Raw genomic sequence first — 22,650 nt, forward strand, 5'->3', positions numbered from 1 at the left:
GCGCGCCGGATACCCTCGATGCGGCGGCTGAACCTCAGCTGTCGCGGAAGTCCTCGCGCAGCATGGCTTCGGTCGGCCGGTCGCCGGGTTGCGGGGTGCGGAAGTCGCTCGGAGTGCTCGGCTCGGCCGCATCCGTCGCCTCTTGGTCGTCTGCCGGGTCAGCGATCACATCGGCATCGTGATCGAGATCGATGTCACGCGGGTCGTCGGACGGGTGGGGCTCGTGGGCGGGCATGAACGGCTCACTCATGGACACGTCGCGATTCTGCCGTTCCGCCGGTGGGAGGGGAAGGGCCAGGAGGCCCCGTCGATCACCGCAGATCGTCTCCGATCCACTCCGGCGTCAACGCGAACGACGACGGATGCTGTGGGTCGAGCACCAGCACGTCGAACGCGCCGCCGATGAGTCGCAGAATCTCGCCACCGGAGCGCGGCACCGCGGTGATCTCCTTGCCCGCGTAGATCGCGTCGACCCGTCCCGAGTCGGTGAAGGCCAGGAGGATCCGCTCGCCGCGGCCGTTGACGATGCTGGCGGGAGCGGAGCCGTCGCCTGCCGGATCCAAGACGACGAACAGCTTGGCATTCGCGATCTCTCGGACGACCGCGGCGTAGGTCTCGTCGTCCTGCGCCGCCGTGTACGCGTCGGCGGCAGCCTGCACGCGGGGAGCGATGACGACGGCATCCGGCGAATCACGCTCCGCCGGAATCCACTGCCGGAAGAAGCGCAGGTTCGACAGCGACGTCCATGGTCCCGGCGAGTCCAGAACGATCCCGGCGACACCGTTCTGCGCGAAGGATGCGAGCCAGTCGATCGCCTGCGGCCAGCAGCGTGGCCTCCACGCCCCCCACTTCCGCCGCGCGTTCCGCGGTGCTGTACACCCCGATGAGCGTGCCGATCCCGTCGAACTGGAATCCGCCGGGCATCGGCTCTTCCGGCGTCCCGCGGTTGACGATGAACCAATCAGGCAACTTCGCCGCCGCCTCCCAGACCGCCATCTCGGCCTCGGTGTTGCCCGAGGCAGCCTGGAACGCCTCCTTACGAAGGTCCAGTTCGCGGACAAGTGCATCACGTGTACTGTCGGTCATCCTGCCATCGTGGCGACCGACACGTTTCTTCTCCCGCGCCTTGTCCCGACTCGCGATGTTCGGGTAAGCGCACGGCATCCGCTGCGCACAGCCGGAGCCTAGGACTGAACCGGCGCGCGGAACCCGCGGACGATGAGGGTGATCGCGAGCCACAGCTCGAAGGCGAAGACCGGGATCGCCGCAGCAGCGGCGACGGGTCCGTTCAGCGGAATGACTCCCCACAGCTGAGAGAGGTTGCTGACCAGCACGAGAGCACCTCCGGCCACGCCGAGCGCGGCGAGCGGTCGGAGCACCGCGCGAGAGTCCCAGAGGAGCCAACCCAGCACGATCGTGTTGACGCTGATCACGAGGCCCTGTCCGAGAAGGAACGACGCGGCGTGCGTCGCGGACATCAGTTCCGCGAAGGAACCAGCGGCGCCCGCCCACGCGATCGCGAGCATCGGCAGCGTCCCGGTGAGGATGACGGCAGCCTCCACCCCGCGAAGAACGGCGAACGTCGCGGCGCGGACGGGCCCGAAGGCGCGCAGCAGGTGCCAGAGAAGGATGCCGGTTCCCGCGCATCCGAGGGCGAGTGCGAACTCCAGGGTCACCCCCGCCGGAATCAGGCCTGCTCCGTAGGCCACGACCGCGACGACGGAAGTGACGTGAGTGACGAGGTAGAGAATCCCGGCGACGCGGGCGTATCGGCGGGATGCACGGTCGATCTCGTGAGGATCGTCAGTCGGGTATACGGCGTATGCTTGCATGGTCAGATCGTATGTATACGATGTATACGTGTCAACTCGCACGGCCCGGATCCCGCTCAGCCGGGAGATCGTCGTCGACACCGCGATCGCCATCGCGGACGAGCACGGCCTCGACCGGGCGAGCATGCGCGGCGTCGCGGAGCAGCTGGGCGTCACGCCGATGGCGCTGTACAAGCACGTCGCCAACCACTCCGAGCTGGTCGATCTCATGCTCGATCGCGTCATCGCCGGCATCCCTGCCGTGGCGTCCGGCACGGATTGGGTGGAGACGACCCGGGCCCGTGTCTTCGCCGCTCGACGGGCGTTCGCAGCCCATCCGTGGGCGCGGGAAGCGATCGAGTCCCGCCCGCTGGCCACGCCGCAGACACTGCACCACATGGATGCGCTCATGGCGGGGATGTTCGAAGGCGGACTGCCCGCGGACCTCGTCCACCACACCATGCACGCACTTTCTACACGCATGTGGGGCTTCACGCGCGATGTGCTGCCGACGCCTCGGATCCCGGAGGATCCGGACGAGCGGGCCAGGGCCATGACCGCGTTCGCAGCCGCGTATCCCTCGATCGTGCAGATGGCGACGACCTCACCCCACGCCGGCGAGGCCTGCGATGACGAGGCCGAGTTCACCTTCGCCCTCGATCTCATCCTCACCGGGACGCAGCAGCTCCATGAGCGAGGTTGGACGCGCTCCCTCCCGGTTCGGCATCTGCTTCGCGACGAGGAATCGCCCGCATAGAGCCTCCTCGGCGATACGGCCAGCGCTCCTAGTTGTCGTGCAGCGCTCAGCGATCCGCCGCACGTCCCGACATGGCGGCAGTGATGAGCTCACGGTCCGCTCCTGTTGCCAACAGCGCCGCCAGCAGGATGCGGGCCTGCCCCGGACGCAGGGTCGGCGAATGCAGGGCGCCCGCCTCGGCGAGGTCGGCACCGCCACCGCCCCCGCCGTACGAGGGGACGAGAAGGCCCCTAGGAACACGGCTCGAGACGACGACGGGGATGCCGCCCGCCACCGCGTCGCGGACCGCGGCGACGACCGTCGGGGTGGTGTTGCCCGACCCGAGCGCCTCGAGGACGAGCCCATCGGCTCCGGCCGCGACACTCGCGCGCACGTGCAGGTCATCGGCGCCAGGAGGCAGCGCGACGATGTCGACCCGGAACCGAGACACGTCGCCGGGCAGGCGCGGCACGACCGCGGCGTCTTGTCGCGCGTGACCGAAGGCATCGGCGCGGTCGGTGGTGAGCTTCGACAGACCCCACGTCGAGAGGATGCGGCCTCCGAACGCCACCCAGACGCCGGCGTCCGCCGCGCGGGTCGCAGCCAGGGCGTCGCGGATGTTGTCGGGCCCGTCCGAGTCCGGGTGGTCGGCCGTGAACTGTGCACCGGTGAAGACCACGGGAACCCGTGGCCGTCCGGCCTGAATCGCGGCCAGCAATGAGGTCTCCTCGAGCGAGTCCGTCCCGTGCAGGACGAGCACTCCGCGCACGCCCTCGTCGTCAACGGCGCGGACGACCGCATCGACGATGTGCTGCATGTCGGCGAGCGTGAAGGTGGCCGAGTCGGCAGCCAACGCGTCGACGACGCGCACGTCGTCCCCGTCTGCGAAGCCGTGGAGCAGAGCGCTCCCGCCGAGGACGGGAGCGCTCGACCCGTCGGGCGACCGGCGGCTCGCGATGGTGCCGCCGGTCGCGATGACGACGAGGTGACCTTCGCTCACGCGCCGCTCTCGTCCGTGCGCTGCAGTGCGGCGATCGTGCCGGTCTGCTCGGCGGCCAGCATCCGGATGCGGTCGCGCAGCAGGAACCAGCCGCCGATGAGGGCAGGCACGATCACGATGAGCGACCCGACCGTGAAGGTGCCGATCGGGAAGTCGAGCGCCATGAGGACGATGACCGCGGCGAGGAACACCAGGGTGACCCAGCCGGTGTAGGGAGCTCCCGGCATACGGAACGAGGGGCGTTCCATCACGCCGGATCGCGCCAGTCGCTGCAGCTTGATCTGGCAGAGGATGATGACCGCCCAGGCGCTGATGATGCCGAGGGCGGAGACGTTCAGGGCGATCTCGAACGCCTGCGACGGGACGAGCGCGTTGAGCACGACGCCGAGAGCCGTCACGACCGCGGTGACCGCGATGCCCATGTAGGGAACGCCGGCCCGGTTCATCCGCCTGAGAGGGGCCGGCGCGGAGCCCGTGACGGCCATCGAGTGCAGGATGCGGCCGGTGGAGTACAGGCCGGCGTTCAGGGACGAGACCACTGCTGTCAATACGACGAGGTTCATGATCACGTCGGCTCCTTGCACGCCGATCGACCCGAAGAAGGTGACGAAGGGGCTCTCACCGGCCTTGTAGCTCGAGAACGGCAGAAGAAGGGCGAACAGCAGGACCGAGCCGACGTAGAAGACGGCGAGGCGGAACACAACGGCACGGATCGCCTTCGGCATGATCTTGCGCGCGTTCTCGGTCTCGCCCGCAGCTGTGCCGACGAGCTCGATCGACGCATAGGCGAACACGACGCCCTGCACCACGATGAGCGCGGGGAGGATGCCGTTCGGGAAAACTCCCCCGTTGTCGACGATCAGGTGGAAGCCGGGGGTGGTCCCGGCGACGGGAGTGCCGGTGACGACGAAGAGGATGCCGACGACGAGGAAGGTGACGAGGGCCGCGACTTTGATGATCGCGAACCAGAACTCGAGCTCGCCGAAGACCTTCACCGAGAGCAGGTTCATCGTGAGCACGAGCACGAGCGCGACGAGCGCGAACACCCACTGCGGAATGCCGACGAGCGCGGGGACGTACTGCTTGAAGAAGTTCATGTAGAGCGCGACGGCGGTGACGTCGGCGACCGAGGTCATCGCCCAGTTGAGCCAGTACATCCACCCGGCGGCGAACGCCATCTTTTCGCCGTAGAACTCACGGGCGTACGACACGAAGGAGCCCGTGGAGGGGCGGTGGACGATCAGTTCACCGAGTGCGCGCATCACGAGGAAGGCGAACACGGCGCAGACCGCGTAGACCAGCACGAGCGCTGGTCCCGCCGTCGCGAGTCGGCCGCCGGCGCCCATGAACAGGCCCGTTCCGATCGCGCCGCCGATGGCGATCATCTGGATCTGGCGCGGACGCAGACCCTTGTGGAAGCCCGCGCCTTCGGCCTGGGCGATCGAGGCCGTGCGCAGCAGCGCGGCCTCCGTCTGTGACGTGCTCGACTCCGTTGTCATCGGTTCTCGCTTTCTGGTCTCGTCGGCTCCGTCGCCGCGAGGAGGAGGATGTGCTATCTGCCTGACAGGTCGGGGACAACTGAACACCTGAATGGACGCATTCGTCAAGTCCAGGCCGTGAAAATGTCAAATCTGTCTGATAGGTTGGCGCCGTTCGTCCACCTCAAGGAAGAGAGCGACATGACGACGACGCGCACCGAGCACGACCTCCTCGGACCTGCCGAGATCCCCCACGACGCCTACTGGGGTGTCCACACGGCCCGCGCCCGGGACAACTTCCCGGTCACCGGCGTGCCGATCGGCACATATCCGTTCCTCCTGCGGGGGCTCGCGTTCGTCAAGGAGGCCGCGGCGCTCGCCAACCGAGACCTCGGCCTGCTCGATCCGGTGCGCGCAGACGCCATCGCGGCGGCGTGCCGCGAGATCCGAGGCGGCGCGCTCGCCGACCAGTTCGTCGTCGACGTCATCCAGGGCGGCGCGGGCACATCGACCAACATGAACGCGAACGAGGTAATCGCCAACCGGGCCCTGGAGCTCCTCGGGCACGCCAAGGGCGAATACACCCACCTGCACCCGAACGACCACGTCAACCTCAGCCAGTCCACGAACGACGCCTATCCGACGGCGATCGACGTCGCGCTCGTCGAGGGGGTCGACGGACTGGATGCCGCGATGGGCGTCCTGCACGACGCGTTCGCCGCGAAAGCCGCCGAGTTCGCGGGGTACGTCAAGATCGGTCGAACGCAGTTGCAGGATGCGGTGCCGATGACCCTCGGCCAGGAGTTCGGCGCGTTCGCGGTCATGCTCGACGAGGACCGCACGCGGCTCCGCGAATCCGCACGGCTCTTGCTCGAGGTGAACCTCGGCGCGACGGCGATCGGCACCGGCCTGAACGCACCCGCCGGCTACGGCCCCCTGGCCGTCAGGCACCTCGCCGAGCTGACGGGACGCCCCTTCGTTCCCGCCGCCGACCTCGTCGAGGCCACGCAGGACCCGGGCGCCTTCGTCCATCTGTCGGGGATGCTGAAGCGCATCGCGGTGAAGCTCTCGAAGACGTGCAACGACCTTCGGCTCCTGTCGTCGGGTCCGCGCGCGGGCCTCGGCGAGATCACGCTTCCTGCGCTGCAGGCGGGATCGAGCATCATGCCGGGCAAGGTGAACCCCGTCATCCCCGAGATGGTCACGCAGGTCGCGTACACGGTCATCGCCGACGATCTCGCCGTCACCCTCGCCGCCGAAGCCGGACAGCTGCAGTTGAATGCCTTCGAGCCCGTCATCGTGCGGGCGCTCTCACAGAGCATCGCCCACCTGACCGCGGCGTGCCGACTGCTCGCCGAGCGGTGCGTGAGCGGCATCCAGGCTCGTCCCGAGGTGATGGCCGCCCGCGTGACCGACTCGATCGGCCTCGCGACCGCGCTCAATCCGCTGATCGGCTACCGCGCAGCGACGGAGGTCGCGGGTGAGGCGCTGCGCTCGGGGCGTTCGGTTCCCGAGGTCGTGCTCGAGCGTGGGCTGCTGGATGCCGACGCTCTGGTCGCGGCGCTCAGTCCCGAGAAGCTGGTTCCGACAGCGGGCTGACGACGCGTTCGACAGCGCCGAGGTGCGCGCGCATGGCCTCCCGCGCCTCGATGGCCGAGCCGATGCCGATCGCCTCAGCGATCGCCCGGTGCTCCCGCGAGGAGGGCTCGCGACGATCCGCGATGAGGTTCACGACGCCGGACTGGTGACTGAGGGCGTCGCGGATGTCGCCGACCGCGCGGGCGAACACGGCGTTGCCGGATGCCTCGGCCACGAGCACGTGGAAGCGCGAGTCGAGCTCGACCCACTCCTCCGGGTCGGTGGTGGCGTCCATGCGATCGCACAGCGCGGCGAGTTCTGCGCGCTGTGCGTCGGTGCGTCGCTCGGCGGCGAGGCCCGCGGCGGGCACCTCGATGTGCGGTCGCGCCTCGCTGAGATCACGGGGCGAGAAATCGCCGTAGCCGAGGGACAGTGCGGGGCGGTCCGACACGACGTACGTGCCGCTGCCCGTCCGGGTTCGGGTGAGGCCGAGGGTCTGGAGAGAGCGGATGGCCTCGCGCACACTCGGACGGCTCACGCCGTAACGCTCGGCGAGGGCCGCCTCCGAGGGGAGCCTCTCCCCCACCGCGAGACGTCCGGCGACGATCTCTTCGCGGAGCCCGTCGAACACGGCATCCGCCGCGCGGGCGCCGACAGCGGGCGAGCTCATCGCCCTCTCCCGGTCCGCATCCTCACGCCAGCCACCCGGTCAGCCTAACGGGCGGTGCGGCGGGCGGCGGGGAGGCTCACCCGCCCGGGCGGAGGACGCCCCGACGGTCGAGCGCGGCGCAGCCAACGGGCTCAATAGCACGCATCCCGTCGCGATCGACATCAAGCGGCGCCTCGACTAAGCAGGTGTGATTCGCGACACAGGTCGAAGTTTGGTGGATAACGTCCGGACTTCCCATCTCGTCACGCGGCCTCCGAGCGGGCGCATAAGGCGACCGTAGCGAACTGCAACGACACCGCGTGTGGCGTCACCATCTCACATAGCGCTTGAGTGTCTCGCGCTGAGCGACTAGCGCTGCCTCGAGTTCGTCGGCGCCCCCGTAGAAGCGCTGCCATGCTGTAGCCCGCCCGCGCTCAAGCTGGCGGCGGAGCTCGGACTCCATCTTTGGAACGTCGCCTTCCCAACCCCACTCGCCGACGTACTCCCCCGAGATGGCGTGTTTGCCCGGCGTTCGCTCCTGGATTAGTCCCAGCCGATACTCGAAGCTCTGATACGCCAACTGGAACTCATCGTCAACCGGAATCGAGTCCGCAAAGTAGCCGCGCAAGTCCGTCACGAAGAGATGACTCGTCGGGTAGAGCCAACGCTGAGGTCCCCAACGAGGAAGTCTATTGAGCCAATCGTCCTGGGCAAGGCGAAGGTAGTGGACCGATTGTGCGGCGGGCTCCCGCTCGTTCTGGTTGTACTTGTTTCGCCCTTCGGCATCAGTTGCCAAGCGGATCAGGAGTTCATCTCGCCCGCGGCGAATAGAGGTCACGCCAACGACGGCAAGCGCGATAAAGGCAGGGAACCGCCGCGCCATCTCCAGCGGATCCTTCCAGCCTGTGAGCGGAGCCGTTCCGGCGTCGACGAGCTTCTGGAGCACGTCTACCCACAGACGATCGTGAAACCCGTCGACATCGTGCCAGACGCCCGCTGCCAAGGCTGAGCGAGTTGCTCCATCGAACGGAAGTGACCCTCATAGATTCCCTCCAGGAGTTCGTACGTAACTTGACCGTCGATCATGACGGGCTGCGCCGCGATCGCAGCAACCACCTGATCGGTTGCGTCCATGAGGAGATCGTGAAGGTCGATCCGCCGAACCGGATCGGGCAGGTATCGCTTCAGCCGCGCCACGGCCATCGCTGTCGAGAGCGGCGGGCTCGCGAGCTTGTCGAGTGCATCGAGGCTTCCCACCAAGTCCGAAAACAGGTCGTCAGCACTAGCGGCCGGAACAGCGATGCCTGCACGAGCGCTCAGTAGCCGCGTGGCGTTTTCGCCTCTGCTGCTGCGCGCATCCCAGAACAATGGGTAGCGACGGTTCGGGGCGTTCTCAAGTGCGTCAACGAGGGCTGTGTCATAGTCGGCGGACCAGCCCGAGATCAGAAGCCCATACTCGTCGAAGACCTGCGCCAGGAGGCGCTTCCACTCCTCGGGGTAGGCGCCGAGTTCGTCGGGGGTGTTGCGACTGCCGAGATCCTTGTAGTCGCCGTGGAGCTTAATCAGCGTCGCCGGCGAATGCGCCAGGGGCGCCATGCCATTGATCGCCTCCGGTCGACTGATCACCTGTGGAGATACACCAACCGCTTCCAGCGCACGTTCCATGAGGCGATCGAAGTTCGTAGTGACGATTACACGCACAAAACCACGCTTCACCAAGTCAGCAATCGCTAAATGCGCCCGGCTGGGCTGCTTGAGCCCCTCCTCGCGTTCCTCCTCGCTCGGCTCGAAGAAGTCAGAAAGGAGTCCCTGTCGTGCCGCAGGGAGCGGCGCCAGCTGCTCAAGCAAGGTCGAGTACCCGAGATAACCCTTGCCATGCTCTGCCCACCAGGCCTCTGGGTCATCCCACGCGGCCTTTGCGGCGTCGGGATCCTCTGGATCGGAGGCAGCAGCGATCCGTCCGACAAGCTCACGAACGACACCCCACCCTGTGGGGATGCCAGCGCCCGTCGACACTCCCGATCCGAGCAACACTGCATAGACGCCAGGCTGCGCGTGCATCGACGTTGCGAGCGAAACTACTTGAGAAAGCGGTGCGGCCAAAGAATCCTCCACACGCCATCCTGCCTGCCACACCGGACACACCCGGGAACATCATCGAAGGGGCCCACGGCGTGTCTCTGGCCTCGGCCTCCGCGAGAGGTCGGGCTGCACCATCCGCCTCCAAGGGTTACTGACACTGGAGATATCGGCGACCAGACGAAATGCACGAACCCAACTAACGTCATGCCGGAAGGACGCCAGAACGGAGACCACGAAGCGCAATGCTGAGGGGGTTGGAGACTTCAGCGTGAAGACGTTCGAAGGCGCAGACTCCCACGCCTCGCGCGACGCGCGTCGAGCTGTCAAGCGCGCTGATGGACTTGAGCAGTGGCGTCAGCGGCGTGGTTGGACGCGCATCTCGACAGGCAGGCCCACTAGGCCGTGTTGCTAAACGCCTTGGGGCGCATCGTGGGTGAGTCTTGAACGCGTGTCGCGTGATGTGATCTCGGATGAGGCGTGGGCTGTGATCGGGCCGTTGTTCCCGTCTGCGAAGTCGACGGGGCGTCCGCCGGTGGATCGGCGCACGGTGGTCGAGGCGACGGCGTGGCGGTACCGGACTGGGGCGCCATGGCGGGACGTGCCGGAGCGGTTCGGCAATTGGAACACGATCTACAAGAACTTCAACCGGTGGTCTGAGCAGGGCGTGTGGGCGCGGGTGCTGGAGAAGACGCAGTCGCTTGCTCAGCAGTCCGGGGATCTGGACTGGGTCGCGTCGATCGACTCCACGATCGTCCGCGTGCATCAGCATGGCGCCACCCTTCCGCGGGCCACGGGGGGCTCTGTCGAACTACAAGAAGTTCGGTGAGGAACCACCCGATCACGCGATCGGCCGCTCCCGTGGCGGGCTGACGACGAAGAGTCATCTGGTCTGCGACGGCAAGGGACGCGCTCTCGCGTTCATCCTCACGCCTGGGCAGGCGGCGGACACCAGCATGCTGACCGTCACGCTGGGCGAGATCCGCGTCTCGGGCGCGAGAGGCAGGCCAAGGTTGAGGCCGGATCGGGTGCTCGCGGACAAGGGCTACCCGTCAAGAGCGAACCGGGCGTGGCTTCGCGAGCGCGGGATCGCTGCGACGATCCCCGAGCGCGACGATCAGATCGCTCACCGACGCAAGCACCGCGGGCGACCGATCGACTTCGGCGACGAGCAGCGGATCCGCTACCGGGACCGCAACGTCGTCGAGCGGTGCTTCAACAAGCTCAAGCAGTGGCGCGGGATCGCGATGCGCTCAGACAAGACCGCCCGCAACTACCACGCCGGCCTCTGCCTCGCGGCCACCCTTCACTGGGTGGCCGCGTTCACTGACTGACAGGTGCTGGGCCGAGAATTAGATCTCGAGGTCCTCGACTGGTGCGTCGGCGAGCACCGAGACGATGGCACTGATCAAGTCTTGCGGCAGTTGGTCCACCATCGCGGCGGTATCAGGAAACACCGACAAAGACCGCTGGCCCGACTGCCACCAGTCACCTGACCATGTTCGCTCGTCGCTCCACACCGGACTGTCCTCATCTGACGATGCAAACGCACGCCAGTTCGGGTCGTCACGCCGATAGACGGCGATCTGACCGCCAGCGGTCGCATACACGCGATACGTCGTCTCTCGCGGACCATCCGGACTCTCGAATCGCAAGAGCCGACGCCCCGTGAACCGCTTGGTAGTGACTACTGGGCCATCGTTGACCTCGACCTCGATTTGCTGCATCTCCCCGACTCCTCGCTCTCGCTCGCGTGCTGCGACGAACAGCCTCAACCCCGCGGCTACCGCAGCCGACAGGCCCCCAGCAAGTTCGGACGCCCGATCGAACAGGTCAACATCATCTGCCGAGACATACACATTCCGGGTAGGCATGTTCATAAGTATGCACACACGCCGAACGGCGATCAACCATCGCCCCGAACTTTCGCAACACGCCCTAATCGGGACACCGACTCACTTGCGGGTCGGTGGGCAGAACTGGTCGACCGGTTCTCGTCCATCACGCAGGCCATCAGCACCGCCGTGGATCATTCCCATGCGTTCGCGACGGTGCTGCGCGCGGAGGAGAGCCACGGACGATCACTTGTCGCACTGTGTCGGGCCTTCGCGGAGGTCACGGGACGCGCATGGTGGCTTCTGGACTTCAAAGACCGCCACAGGCTGGAGCACCGCGCTGTTGTCATGCGGTTTCGGGAGGCAATCGACATGGGCGAGAAGGCGCCCCCCTCTTGGGTACGCGAAGGTCAGCTTGAAACCCTGACTCCCGCCGAGGTCCGCTGTGATGCCGAATCGACCACGTAGGCATTGAAGCTCGATTCAGTTGTCTGCGGTCGCGCCGGCCGAGGAACGCGGGCCTCAGATGTCGCGGGCCCCGATTGTTGTTAGCGCACGGCGGCACGATCATCCGTCACCCGTGAAGTCGGCACTTCGACGGAGAACCTCATAAGGTGCTGAGCAGGCTCTTGCAAACCCGCTCATGTCTCTTGTTGCACGAAAATCACGGCGACGCGTCAATGGGTGCGGCGCAGCGCCACCAGATAGGTCGCGGACGACGAACCCGGCGAGCGGAGTGTCGGGCGCCTCCGGTGGAATGGATGCATCGCAAGTCAATAGTGCTCGTTGGTTGAGCTTGGCCAGCGGCGCGACGTTCGATTCGTTGCACCTGACAAGCATATTTGCGGCCTTCTTGGCTCTTGCCGTCACCCGGATGTCCACCGAAATAACAACCGGCACGACAATGAACAGAAGGTTCTCGATGAAGGAACTACATCCGAGAATGCAGGCAACCCGATTCTCACGACGACCCCGGCAGCACATACTCGAAACCGTCTGGGTGCTCGGCCGAGGGACCATGGTCGGTCCGCTGGCATGCTGAGTCAACGTACACTCGCGGGAATACCCGCTGGCGCGAGCCACGCGGGCTTTCTCGTTCCTTCGGCCGATGTCGCCAGCTCCTCCTACGGTGGAGGCATGCCTGACGTACCTGAAGATGCCCTTGCGAACTGGATCCGTGCCTGTGTTTCAAGTCTGCGAGATGTCGACGGCTTCACCGTCGAGAGGGCACACTCCGACGAGTTCCTACTTCTCTATGGGCTCATTGCGCGCACGTTTCGCTATAGCAACGCGTATCTGACGCTCCTGGACGCCGAGATGGACGGTGAGGCCGTCCCGCTGGCACGTGCAGCGCTCGAACATGCCATCACGCTGCAGTGGGTCTTCGTCGTCGATGGTGGCCTGAGAAAGTTCCGAAACTCCGTCGCTCGCGACCGTGTCGAGCACTACAGCAAGCTCGCCGAGTGGCTGGACAACGATGAACTCCGGGAAGCGCTGACCGAGCTCGACCCGCTTCCAGAAGGAAGCAGGCTCGGCAAGTTCATGGACATGGTCCGCGACCTCGACGAAGGCACGTTCCTTGAAACGAGCTATCACGTGCTATCCCAGCACGTACACGTCACGCACAGTGCAGTCACCTCGTTCCTGCACCCGGGAGAGGGTGAGACGCACATCCTCTACGACCAGGAGTACGCCTACCGCTATCAGGCGACATACGCGGCCGCCGTTTCTTGCATGCTCGCGCGCTGGGTGCTGGCCCGGCTCACCAACGATGACGCGTTGCTGGAAGCACTCGACCGTGCGTCGGACGAGCTCCACCTCCCCGTGCAGCTCGCCGACCAGGTGAAGGCTCCACGAAAGCGGCGCGTTGGAATCTGAGCTGATCGCAAAGCAGAAGGAAATGGCGGCCACCGCCAGACCGAGAACTCACGGTTTCTCAAACTCTAGGCAATCGCCGCCGTGGTGGCGTGCCTGACGCCGTTGGGCGGCCGGTTCGGGGACGTCTGCTCCCCCGGCGAGCTCTTCAGCCGGGACGCGGACCACGCGGGCATCTTGTGCGGCGGCCCAGCCTCTCAGCGTGACCGTACCCCATACCAGTGCTTCGAAGTAGTCGTCGTAGGCGGCCTGGTCGCAGTACTACTTCGGGTCACACGCCACGCGCGCCTCGACGCGCCAGCTCCCGGACCGCAGAAGCATGTCGGCGACGCGCGCCGGGATGCCCTTGCTGTCGCCGTTTCGATACGACAGCCCGACGACGAGTACCGGGCCGACCAGCATCGTCATCTGCTGAGCCTCGTGAACGAGGTACCACCAGAGGAAAGCTGCTCGGGCGTTGAGCGAGCGCTCCGAACGTCGCGGACGTGAACACACTGATGACCTACCCCACACGCCGGTAGGGACTCATCGGGCGATGGGGGTCACTGAAGTCCACGCGCTGATCATGCGGGATGGGAGGCATCGGTAACGACGCTGTGGCACAAAGCAAGAGCCCCGGTGGTCCGCTCTCGCGCGGATTTCCGGGGCTATCTGTCTTGCTGGGGTACCTGGACTCGAACCAAGAACAACTGAACCAGAATCAGCCGTGTTGCCAATTACACCATACCCCACCGGCTTCTACCGAAGTAGCGCCAAGAGAAGAGCTTAGCCCACGCCCGCGGCAATCCCAAACCGGGGCGGGCTCACGGCGACGCCATCGACGGCTCATCCCGAATCCCTCACCGGGACTCGTACGGTCCTGCCATGACCGCCGTGTCCACTCCCTCCCCCGTCTTGTGGCGTACCCGTGCCGCGTGGCCCGTGGGGCTCGTGCTGATCGTGATCGCTGCCGCCGTCTTGACCGGATGGCAGGTGTCCGCCTCGATGAGCGACTACTACGGCGCCGTCGCGATGTCGATGAGCAAGAGCTGGTCGAACCTCTTCTTCGGAGCCTTCGATCCCGCCGGCACGGTTTCGCTCGACAAGATCCCCGGCTCGTTCTGGATCCCGGCCCTGGCCGTGCGCCTGTTCGGCTTCTCGCCGGCGGCCGTCATTCTCCCGAACGCGGCCGCCGCCACTGTGGCGGCCGTCGTCACCGCGTTCACCGCGCGTCGGTTGGTCGGGACGACGGGCGGCCTGCTCGCGGGTGCCGTGGTGGCCACCACGCCGATCCTCGTCGCGGTGGCGCGATCCAATCAGCCGCAGGCGTTCTTCGTGCTCGCGCTCGCGCTGGTGGCGTGGGCGGCGGTCCGGGCGATCCAGCAGCGCAGCCTCGGCTGGTACGTGCTCACCGGAGCGCTCATCGGCGTGGCCTTCCAGACCTACATGCTCGAGGCGTGGGCTGTCTGGCCCGCTCTCGCGGTGGCCTACCTGTGCACGCGTCAGCCGTGGTGGCGGCGCATCTGGCACACCCTCCTTTCGGGGGCCGTGACTCTCGTGGTCTCGCTGGCCTGGGTCGCCGTCGTATGGCTCGTCCCCGCATCCGCTCGCCCCTACGTCGGCGGAACGAACAGCAACAATCCGTGGGAGATGGTCTTCGGCTACAACGGACTCGGGCGCTTCAGCGCCACCGCCGACTCGGACGCCTACCGCTCGTTCACGCCGGCCTTCTCCGGTGACCCCGGCCCTCTGCGTCTGTTCAACACCGAGCTCGCCGGCCAGATCGCGTGGCTGCTGCCTGCGACCGTCGCGGCCATCGTCGTCCTGCTCATCCTGCGATGGCGCCCCGCGACGGTCGTGTTCCTCGGCGGGTGGTTCGCGACCGAGGTCGCGATGTTCTCGCTCGTCGCGGGGATGCACCAGTTCTACACGTCCGCACTCGCGATCCCCGTCGCCCTTCTCGTGGCCGCAGCGTTCGCCGTCGCGCGATCGCGGCGCCTGTTCTGGCCGCAGCTTCTTCTCATCGCCGTCGCGGCGATCACCGCCGTCCTGATCGCGGCGATGTACCCCGAGCCGAGCCCGGTCATCGCCTGGATCCAGGCCGCCATCGCTGTTGTGGCGATGCTGCTTCTCGTCCTCGAACACCGCGCGCAGGCGCTGCGCTGGCTGACCACGGTGGTCGCCGTGATCGCGCTGCTACTGACGCCGGCGGCCTGGTCCGTGCTGACGATCAGCACACCAAGCTCGATCAATCCGACGGCCGCCGGGGTCTCCCAGATGCCGGGCGGCGGCGGGTTCGGCGGCTTTCGGCCCGGCGGTACGGCCTTCGGCGGCTCGGCGAGCGGCGCAAGACCGCACGCACCGGCCGGCGGAGCGCAGACCGGCGCCCGCGGCGGGATGCGCCCCACGGGCGTGCCAGGCGAGAACGCCTCCGACGCGGCGCTGTTGCTCTACCTCACGGAGCGACAGGGCGATGCGAAGTACCTCGTCGCCACGTTCGGCGCGCAGTCGGCGGCGCAGCTCGATTCTCGCCTCGCGCGGCGGGTCGGTGCTGCCCATCGGCGGATTCGACGGCAGCGACGACGTCCCGACCCTGGCCGCGCTCCAGCAGATGGTCGCCACCGGCGAGGTCACCTACGTGCTCGGCTCCGGCGCATCGGGAGCAGGAGCTGGGGGCATCCGCGCCGCGTCGAGCGCCACGACCGACATCAGCGCCTGGGTGACGTCCACCTGCACCCTCGTGCCGGATGCCCCCGCGGGCGCGTCGCTCTACTCCTGCGCCGCTGGATGAGCGGTCGCGTCAGCCGATCTTCTGCACCAGGGCGTCGAGGCGGCGGATGCTCTCGCTCTTGCCGAGCAGCTCCATCGACTCGAACAGCGGCGGCGACACCCGACGACCGCTGACCGCCACCCGGAGCGGGCCGTAGGCGACGCGGGGCTTGAGGCCCAGCTCCTCGATGAGCGCCTTCTGCAGCGCCTCCTGCACGGATGCGGCCGCGAACTCCGCGTGCGGCACGAGCTCGAGCGCGTTCACCGAGGCAACCAGCACCTCGCCGGCGTTGGCCGGCAGCGACGCGAGGGCGTCCTCGGCGTACTCCACCTCGTCGCGGAACAGGAACCCGAGAAGGCCCGGCACGTCACCCAGCAGCTGCACGCGCTCCTGCACGAGCGGAGCGGCGGCGGCGATGAGCGCCCGCTCACGGTCATCGAGCGTCTCGCCGATGATGCCCGCGTCGCGCAGGTACGGCAGGATGCGGGTCGCGAAGTCCTCGGGCGCCAGCATCCGGATGTGATCGCCGTTGATGGACTCGGCCTTCTTCTGATCGAAGCGGGCCGGGTTGGGGTTCACGTCGGCGATGTCGAAGGCCTCGACGAGCTCGTCGAGCGAGAAGACGTCGCGATCGGGCGCGAGCGACCAGCCGAGCAGCGAGAGGTAGTTCAGCAGGCCCTCGTGGATGAAGCCCTTCTCGCGCTGCAGGAAGAGGTCTGCCTTCGGGTCGCGCTTGGAGAGTTTCTTGTTGCCCTCCTCCCCCAGTACCAGCGGCATGTGTCCGAAGCGCGGCACGAAGTCGGTGACGCCCGCCTCGATGAGCGCGCGGTAGAGCGAGAGCTGACGCGCGGTGGAGGGCATGAGGTCCTCGCCGCGGATGACGTGCGTGATGCCCATGAGCGCGTCGTCGACCGGGTTCACGAAGGTGTAGAGCGGCACGCCGCCCGCGCGCACGATGACGAAGTCGGGGAACGACCCTGCCGGGAAGGTGACCTCACCGCGGATGAGGTCGACGTAGGTGAGGTCTTCGTCCGGCACGCGCAGGCGGTAGGCGGGCTCGCGTCCCTCGGCGCGGAAGGCGGCCTTCTGCTCTTCGGTCAGCGTGCGGTCGTAGTTGTCGTAGCCGAGCTGCTTGGCGCGGCCGTTCGCCTCGTTGCGCGCGTCGATCTCCTCGGCCGTCGAGTAGCTCTCGTACGCGACGCCGGCGGCGAGCAGCTTGTCGAGCACCTCGCGGTAGAGCTCGTGTCGCTGCGACTGCCGGTACGGCGCGTGGGGACCGCCGACCTCGACGCCCTCGTCCCAGTCGATCTCGAGCCAGCGCAGCGCCTCGAGCAGCTGCTGGTAGCTCTCCTCGCTGTCGCGGGCCGCATCCGTGTCTTCGATGCGGAAGACGAGCTTGCCGCCGTTGTGCCGGGCGTAGGCCCAGTTGAACAGCGCGGTGCGGATGAGGCCGACGTGCGGCAGGCCCGTGGGCGAGGGGCAGAACCGCACCCGGATGTCGGAGCCGGTTGCGGTCGTGGTGCGGGGATCGGGTGCGGAAACCATAGGCTCCCAGCCTACCCGCGTCGTCCCGCCGTGCCGCGGCCCACTCCCGCGGCCTGCGCGGCCTCGCCGACCGCCGCGAGCGCCAACCGGAGGGCCGGCACGCGATGCGCGTCGGCCGCCGTCACGACGTGCAGCGTGCGCTGCTCCCCCGGCGGCAGCGGCACCGCCTGCACGCCCGGCAGCAGCGGGAACGAATCGAGTGCCAATCCCGGCAGGGTCGCCACGCCGGTACCGCGGGCCACGAGGTTTTCCACCGCGACGATGTTGTCGGTCTCGAAAGCGATCCGCGGCGTGAACCCGGCACGGGCGCAGAGCTCCAGCAGGTGACCGCGGCACCGAGGGCAGCCCGCGATCCAGGATGCGTCGGCGAGCTCGCCGAGCTGAGCGACGGGTGCTCCGACGAGCTCATGACCCTCGGGGAGCACGACGAACATGCGGTCCGCACCGAGCGTGCGTACCACGAGCCCGCGCGCGCTCTCGCCGTGCGGGTCGTTCTCGTCGCCCGGGTAGCTGAACGTGAGCGCGATGTCGGCGCGATCTTCGCGCACCGCGGCCATCGCCTCCGGCGGTTCCGCCTCGACGTAGGTCACCGCGAGCCCGGGAGCCTTGTCCGAGAGCGCCGCGAGCACCCGCGGCACGAGGGTGGGCGACGCCGAGGGGAATCCGGTCAGACGCACGCGGCCCGAGGCGAGCCCGCGCAGCTGCGCCAGCTCGTCGGAGGCGGCGTCGATGGAGCGCGCGACCGCATCCGCGTGGCGGGCGAGCACGGCGCCAGCTTCGGTGAGGCGCACCCGGCGCCCGACGCGCTCGACCACCGGCATCCCGACACGACTCTCGATCCGGCGCACCTGCTGACTGACGGCGGGCTGGCTGTAGCCGAGCGATGCGGCAGCCGCGGTGATGGAGCCCGTGTCGGCGATGGCACGCATCACGCGGAACGCCTGCACGGCGAGTTCGCCCTCGTCTGGATCGACCATGCGCCGAATATATAACGTGAGCTTATGAAGGCGATGCCCCTTCTGCCGTAGACCCCGACCTCGCGCATCTCGATGCTGGAGGCATGACCGCACCGCTGGATCTCACCGCCGTCCGCGCGGCCTTCGACGGCGGTCGCGACTATCTCGCCGCCTGCACCGGCGGGCTGCCGCCGCGCGCGAGTCGCGACGCCCTCATCGCCGACATCATGCGCTCGGTCACGCTCGGAGCGGATGCGGCGGCCTACTCCGTGGTCGTCGAGCAGACCCGCCAGCACGCCGCACGACTTCTGCAGGTCACCCCGGCACGCGTGGCGATCGGGTCGCAGACGTCCGTTCTGGCGAGCCTCATCGCCGCATCCCTGCCGGACGGCAGCGAGGTGCTCGTGCCGGACGGTGACTTCTCCTCGCTCGTGCTCCCGTTCGTGCACCGTGGTGGCCTCCGGGTGCGCTGCGCACCGCTCGCAGAGCTCGCCGACGCGGTGCGTCCCGACACGGCGCTCGTCGCCTTCTCGATCGTGCAGTCCGCATCCGGCGAGGTCGCCGATCACACCGCGATCACCGCCGCCGCCCGCGCCGTCGGCGCCCGCACGCTGTGCGACGGCACGCAGGCGGTCGGCTGGCTCCCTGTCGACGCCACCGCCTTCGACGCGTTCGTCGTGCACGCGTACAAATGGCTGTGCGCGCCGCGCGGCGTCGCCTTCCTCGCCCTCACGGAGGAGTTCGCGGCCACCCTCACACCGCTCCACGCCGGCTGGTACGCGGGGGCCGACCCGTGGCAGTCCTGCTACGGCGATGCCGCGACGCTGGCCTCGGACGCCCGCCGGTTCGACGTCTCCCCCGCATGGCAGGCGTTCGTGGGCGCCGAACCCACACTCGGACTCTTCGCCAATGCCGACATGACCGCGATCCACCGGTACACGACGGGGCTCGCAGGCCGGTTCCTCACCGAGATGGGCCTGCCCACGCCTGCGGCGCCGAGCGCGATCGTGACGTGGACCGACGCGGACGCCGCCACCCTTGCGCGACTGCAAGCCGCCGGCATCACCGCATCCGGCCGCGCCGGACGCGCGCGCCTCGCCTTCCACGTCTTCAACGACGAGGACGACGTCGACCGCGCGGTGCGAGCGCTGCGTTAGACCGCGTCTCGCCGCCTGCGCGCGAGCGGCGATGCCGCGACCACGAGCACGACCAGCGCAAGGGTGACGAACGCGAGCCCGCCGAATCCGATCCAGCCGAGGATGACTCCGGCGAGGATCGCGCCGGCCGCCCCCACGAGGTTCATCGCGAGGTCGCTGCGGCCCTGCCTGCGGGTGCGCATCGCCTCGCTGCTGGTCTCCACGAGCAGCGCCGCTCCCGCCACGGTCGAGGCGCTCCACCCGAGCCCCAGCAGCACGAGGCCGACGGTCACTGCGGTGTTCGAGTTCTGCCCCAAGCCCGACACGAGGAGCGATGCGGCGAGCAGTCCCTGCCCGACGAGCACGGTCGCCACCCGGCCGATCCGGTCGGCGAGGATGCCGAACACCGGCGACAGGGCATACATCCCGGCGATGTGCAGGCTGATGGTGAGCCCCACGATCGTGAGGCTCGCACCGTGGTGCACGAGGTGCACAGGTGTCATGGCCATGACGGCGACCATCGTGCCGTGCGAGGCGGCGATCGCGAGGATCGCGTAGCGCGCCGCCACGGGCCGGTCGGCGCGGGCGATCCGAGGGCCCGCGCCCGCCGCATCCCGTGCGACGAGACGTTGCGCCAACAGCAAGGGGTCGGGGCGGAGCGCCGCAACGTACAGGACGACGGCGAGCACCTGGGCGACGATGGTGAACAGGTAGGGCCCCGTCAGTGGGGGCATGCCGACGAGATCGCCGAGCGCTTGCCCTGGGCCTACCAGGTTCGGGCCGAGGACGGCGCCGACCGTCGTCGCCCAGACGACGACGGAGATGTCGCGACCGCGCGACGCGTCGGTGGCGAGGTCGGCCGCGGCGAACCGCGACTGCAGGTTCGCGGCCTGCCCCGCACCGATCAGCACGACAGCAACCAGGAGCAGCGGGAAGGATGCGCCCGCCACCGCGCCGATCACGAGGAGCACCCCGATCAGGGCCACAGAAAGCCCGGCCGCGAGCGCAGGACGGCGCCCGCGGCGGCGCGCGAGGGCCGCGAGCGGGATGGCGAACGCCGCAGCTCCCAGCGTCACGGCTGCGGTCGCCCACCCCGAGAACGCCTCGTCACCCGACAGGTCGGTCGCGAGGATCGCGCCGAGCGAGATCGTCGCGCCGAAGGCGATCCCGCCGAGGATCTGTCCGGACGAGAGCAGCCACAGCGTGCGGCGGCGGATGCGGGTCAGCTCAGCCGCATCCGGCAGCAGGTCAGTGGCCTCAGGCATCGCGCACGGTGTTGCGCAGAACGCCGATCCCCTCGACCTCGACCTCGACCTCGTCGCCAGCCACGAGCGGGCCGACGCCGGCGGGGGTTCCGGTCATGATGACGTCGCCAGGCAGCAGCGTGAACACCGACGACGCGTAGGCGATCAGCTCGGCGATCGGGAACATGAGATCGGTCAGCGGAGCGGACTGACGCTCGTCGCCGTTGACGCGCGTCACGACGCGCGCGGCGGATGCGGGATCGAACTCCGTCTCGATGACGGGTCCGAGCGGGCAGAAGGTGTCGAAGCCCTTGGCGCGCGACCACTGGCCGTCGCTGCGCTGGAGGTCGCGCGCGGTCACGTCGTTGCCGACCGTGTACCCGAACACGACATCGAGCGCCTTGTCGACCGGCACGTTCTTCGCGATGCGACCGATCACCACGACCAGCTCGCCCTCGAAGTCGACTCGCTCGGACTGCGTGGGACGCACGATGACGTCGCCCGGACCGATCACCGCGGTGTTGGGCTTGAGGAACATCAGAGGCTCGGCGGGGACATCGTTGCCGAGTTCCTCCGCGTGCGCGCGGTAGTTGCGTCCGATCGCCACGACCTTGGATCGCGGGATCACCGGCGCCAGCAGCGCCACATCCGCGATCGGGATGCGCTTTCCCGTCGGCTCGAAGCCGGCGAACATCGGGTCCCCGGCGAGCTGCACGAGCTCGTCGTCGTCGACGATTCCGTAAGCGATGGCGTCCTGGTGGCTGAAACGAGCGATCTTCACCCATTCAGCCTATCCAGGACGCCCCGCTGCGGGATCAGGCGTCGAGCCGGACGAGCCAGTTGTGCGTGTCTTCGCGGCGTCCGTACTGGATGTCGGTCAGCTCCTCGCGCAGCGACAGCGCGAGCGAGCCGGTCGGCTGCTCGTCGAAGAAGTTCTTGCCCTTGAGCTGACCGATCGGCGTCACCACCGCGGCCGTGCCGCAGGCGAACACCTCGACGATGTCCCCCGAGGCGACGCCGTCGCGCCACTCGGCGAGCGACACGACGCGCCCCTCGACCTTGTGACCGCGGTCGATCGCGAGCTGCAGGATCGAGTCGCGGGTGATGCCCTCGAGGATCGAGTCGGACTGCGGGGTCACGAGCGTGCCGTCCTTCTTGACGAACACGATGTTCATGCCGCCGAGCTCTTCGACATTGCCGTCCTGATCGAGGAACACGACCTGGTCGCACTCGTTCTCGTACGCCTCCGACTGCGGCAGCAAGCTGGCCGCGTAGTTGCCGCCGGTCTTGGCCGCGCCCGTGCCGCCTTTGCCGGCGCGGGAGTAGTCCTCGCTCAGCCAGATCGAGACCGGCTGCACGCCGCCCTTGAAGTAGGCGCCCGCGGGGCTCGCGATGAGGTAGTAGGCGACCTTCTGCGCCGGACGCACGCCCAGGAACGCCTCCTTGGCGAACATGAACGGCCGCAGGTACAGGCTCTGGTCGGCGCCCGCCGGCACCCAGGCCGCATCCACCTTGATCAACTCGCGCAGCGACTGCACGAAGTACGACACCGGCAGCTCCGGAAGCGCGAGCCGCCGCGCTGAGCGCTGCAGACGCCGGCCGTTCTGGTCGGGACGGAAGGTGTGGATCGAGCCGTCTGCGTGACGGTAGGCCTTGATGCCCTCGAAGATCTCCTGGCCGTAGTGCAGGACGGCGGCGGCGGGATCCAGCGAAATGGGGCCGTAGGGCTGCACGCGCGGACGGTGCCAGCCACCGCGCATCGACCAGCAGATGTCGACCATGTGGTCGGTGAAGGCGGTGCCGAAGCCGGGGTTCTCGAGGATCTGCTCGCGCTCCGCGGCGCCGCGGGCGGCGAGGTTGCGGGTGACGGCGAACTCGAGCGGTGCGAGGCCCTGGTCGGGATCGGTGTCGAGGAGTGTCATGAGGATCTCGCTTCATCTGCGCCTGGCGGCGCGGTCACGGGCGACGGCTGCGGGCTC

General features: G+C 68.1%; 21 protein-coding genes, 1 tRNA gene and 2 pseudogenes. 7 read left to right on the forward strand and 17 right to left on the reverse strand.

Annotation, left to right across the window (positions count from 1 at the left end):
* Positions 1–34 precede the first annotated feature (34 nt).
* From AC1VNH_RS03605 to AC1VNH_RS03620, 4 genes are all read right to left on the reverse strand, one after another.
* Positions 35–256: a hypothetical protein gene (locus AC1VNH_RS03605; protein WP_483109915.1), complete on the reverse strand. Its 222-nt coding sequence runs from the start codon at positions 254–256 to the stop codon at positions 35–37.
* A 55-nt stretch (positions 257–311) separates the two neighbouring features.
* Entirely contained in the window at positions 312–659 is a 348-nt protein-coding gene (locus AC1VNH_RS03610; RefSeq protein ID WP_483109917.1) for an SseB family protein, read from the reverse strand.
* A gap of 31 nt (positions 660–690) precedes the next feature.
* Positions 691–1,086, reverse strand: coding sequence for a hypothetical protein (locus tag AC1VNH_RS03615; protein WP_483109919.1), 396 nt, complete (start codon positions 1,084–1,086; stop codon positions 691–693).
* A 98-nt stretch (positions 1,087–1,184) separates the two neighbouring features.
* The gene (locus AC1VNH_RS03620) at positions 1,185–1,832 is read right to left on the reverse strand and encodes a DUF4386 domain-containing protein (protein ID WP_483109920.1); all 648 of its coding nucleotides are present in this window, start codon (positions 1,830–1,832) and stop codon (positions 1,185–1,187) included.
* A gap of 28 nt (positions 1,833–1,860) precedes the next feature.
* Here AC1VNH_RS03620 and AC1VNH_RS03625 point away from each other — a divergent pair, with 28 nt between their 5' ends.
* Entirely contained in the window at positions 1,861–2,568 is a 708-nt protein-coding gene (locus AC1VNH_RS03625; protein WP_483109921.1) for a TetR/AcrR family transcriptional regulator, read from the forward strand.
* Between the two features lie 46 nt (positions 2,569–2,614).
* Here the strand turns inward: AC1VNH_RS03625 and AC1VNH_RS03630 are convergent, their stop codons facing one another.
* A complete protein-coding gene (locus AC1VNH_RS03630) occupies positions 2,615–3,547 on the reverse strand; it encodes an asparaginase domain-containing protein (RefSeq protein WP_483109923.1) in 933 nt (310 codons plus the stop codon).
* Complete coding sequence (locus AC1VNH_RS03635) at positions 3,544–5,046, reverse strand: amino acid permease (protein WP_483109924.1); 1,503 nt, start codon at positions 5,044–5,046, stop codon at positions 3,544–3,546. Before AC1VNH_RS03635 ends, AC1VNH_RS03630 begins: the two co-directional genes overlap by 4 nt.
* A 180-nt stretch (positions 5,047–5,226) precedes the next feature.
* Here AC1VNH_RS03635 and AC1VNH_RS03640 point away from each other — a divergent pair, with 180 nt between their 5' ends.
* Positions 5,227–6,624 (forward strand): aspartate ammonia-lyase, encoded by a 1,398-nt coding sequence (locus AC1VNH_RS03640; RefSeq protein ID WP_483109926.1) that lies wholly within the window; start codon positions 5,227–5,229, stop codon positions 6,622–6,624.
* Here the strand turns inward: AC1VNH_RS03640 and AC1VNH_RS03645 are convergent.
* The 3 genes from AC1VNH_RS03645 to AC1VNH_RS03655 form a co-directional block, all read right to left on the reverse strand.
* Positions 6,590–7,273: a FadR/GntR family transcriptional regulator gene (locus AC1VNH_RS03645; RefSeq protein ID WP_483109928.1), complete on the reverse strand. Its 684-nt coding sequence runs from the start codon at positions 7,271–7,273 to the stop codon at positions 6,590–6,592. The two genes, AC1VNH_RS03640 and AC1VNH_RS03645, sit on opposite strands and share 35 nt — an antisense overlap.
* Positions 7,274–7,580: 307 nt before the next feature.
* Positions 7,581–8,198 carry a hypothetical protein gene (locus tag AC1VNH_RS03650; RefSeq protein ID WP_483109929.1) on the reverse strand — a complete coding sequence of 206 codons (618 nt, stop codon included), beginning with the start codon at positions 8,196–8,198 and terminating at the stop codon, positions 7,581–7,583.
* A gap of 2 nt (positions 8,199–8,200) precedes the next feature.
* The gene (locus tag AC1VNH_RS03655; protein WP_483109930.1) at positions 8,201–9,367 is read right to left on the reverse strand and encodes an SIR2 family protein; all 1,167 of its coding nucleotides are present in this window, start codon (positions 9,365–9,367) and stop codon (positions 8,201–8,203) included.
* Positions 9,368–9,767: 400 nt separating this feature from the next.
* Here AC1VNH_RS03655 and AC1VNH_RS03660 point away from each other — a divergent pair.
* Positions 9,768–10,665, forward strand: a pseudogene (locus AC1VNH_RS03660) (IS5 family transposase).
* An 18-nt stretch (positions 10,666–10,683) separates the two neighbouring features.
* Here the strand turns inward: AC1VNH_RS03660 and AC1VNH_RS03665 are convergent.
* Positions 10,684–11,058 (reverse strand): EXLDI protein, encoded by a 375-nt coding sequence (locus tag AC1VNH_RS03665; protein WP_483109931.1) that lies wholly within the window; start codon positions 11,056–11,058, stop codon positions 10,684–10,686.
* A 1,245-nt stretch (positions 11,059–12,303) separates the two neighbouring features.
* Between AC1VNH_RS03665 and AC1VNH_RS03670 the strand changes: the two genes are divergently transcribed.
* Positions 12,304–13,044, forward strand: a complete 741-nt coding sequence (locus tag AC1VNH_RS03670; protein ID WP_483109932.1) for a DUF5677 domain-containing protein — start codon at positions 12,304–12,306, stop codon at positions 13,042–13,044.
* A gap of 258 nt (positions 13,045–13,302) precedes the next feature.
* Here AC1VNH_RS03670 and AC1VNH_RS03675 read toward each other — a convergent pair whose 3' ends face one another.
* Positions 13,303–13,449 carry a hypothetical protein gene (locus AC1VNH_RS03675; RefSeq protein WP_483109933.1) on the reverse strand — a complete coding sequence of 49 codons (147 nt, stop codon included), beginning with the start codon at positions 13,447–13,449 and terminating at the stop codon, positions 13,303–13,305.
* Between the two features lie 251 nt (positions 13,450–13,700).
* Positions 13,701–13,772, reverse strand: a tRNA-Gln gene (locus AC1VNH_RS03680).
* Positions 13,773–14,058: 286 nt separating this feature from the next.
* Between AC1VNH_RS03680 and AC1VNH_RS03685 the strand changes: the two are divergent.
* Together AC1VNH_RS03685 and AC1VNH_RS03690 are read left to right on the forward strand one after the other, a co-directional pair.
* Positions 14,059–14,535: pseudogene (locus AC1VNH_RS03685) on the forward strand (glycosyltransferase family 39 protein); the annotation flags it as partial.
* A 958-nt stretch (positions 14,536–15,493) separates the two neighbouring features.
* On the forward strand, positions 15,494–15,811 hold the full coding sequence (locus AC1VNH_RS03690; RefSeq protein ID WP_483112684.1) for a mannosyltransferase YkcB-related protein: 318 nt from the start codon (positions 15,494–15,496) through the stop codon (positions 15,809–15,811).
* 9 nt (positions 15,812–15,820) lie between these two features.
* Here the strand turns inward: AC1VNH_RS03690 and gltX are convergent, their stop codons facing one another.
* Both gltX and AC1VNH_RS03700 read right to left on the reverse strand, forming a co-directional pair.
* Complete coding sequence (gene gltX, locus AC1VNH_RS03695) at positions 15,821–17,335, reverse strand: glutamate--tRNA ligase (protein WP_483109935.1); 1,515 nt, start codon at positions 17,333–17,335, stop codon at positions 15,821–15,823.
* An 11-nt stretch (positions 17,336–17,346) separates the two neighbouring features.
* Positions 17,347–18,312 (reverse strand): LysR family transcriptional regulator, encoded by a 966-nt coding sequence (locus tag AC1VNH_RS03700; RefSeq protein ID WP_483109936.1) that lies wholly within the window; start codon positions 18,310–18,312, stop codon positions 17,347–17,349.
* A gap of 83 nt (positions 18,313–18,395) precedes the next feature.
* Between AC1VNH_RS03700 and AC1VNH_RS03705 the strand changes: the two genes are divergently transcribed.
* Positions 18,396–19,448 (forward strand): aminotransferase class V-fold PLP-dependent enzyme, encoded by a 1,053-nt coding sequence (locus AC1VNH_RS03705; RefSeq protein WP_483109938.1) that lies wholly within the window; start codon positions 18,396–18,398, stop codon positions 19,446–19,448.
* Here AC1VNH_RS03705 and AC1VNH_RS03710 read toward each other — a convergent pair.
* From AC1VNH_RS03710 to AC1VNH_RS03720, 3 genes are read right to left on the reverse strand one after another with little or no spacing between them, the layout of a single operon-like run.
* Positions 19,445–20,692, reverse strand: coding sequence for an MFS transporter (locus tag AC1VNH_RS03710; RefSeq protein WP_483109940.1), 1,248 nt, complete (start codon positions 20,690–20,692; stop codon positions 19,445–19,447). The genes AC1VNH_RS03705 and AC1VNH_RS03710 overlap by 4 nt on opposite strands.
* Positions 20,685–21,452, reverse strand: coding sequence for a fumarylacetoacetate hydrolase family protein (locus AC1VNH_RS03715; RefSeq protein ID WP_483109941.1), 768 nt, complete (start codon positions 21,450–21,452; stop codon positions 20,685–20,687). The genes AC1VNH_RS03710 and AC1VNH_RS03715 overlap by 8 nt, the downstream gene beginning before the upstream one ends.
* A gap of 34 nt (positions 21,453–21,486) precedes the next feature.
* On the reverse strand, positions 21,487–22,593 hold the full coding sequence (locus AC1VNH_RS03720; protein ID WP_483109943.1) for a branched-chain amino acid aminotransferase: 1,107 nt from the start codon (positions 22,591–22,593) through the stop codon (positions 21,487–21,489).
* Positions 22,594–22,650: the final 57 nt, after the last annotated feature.

It is taken from the genome of Microbacterium sp. KU4F (genome assembly GCF_056868075.1).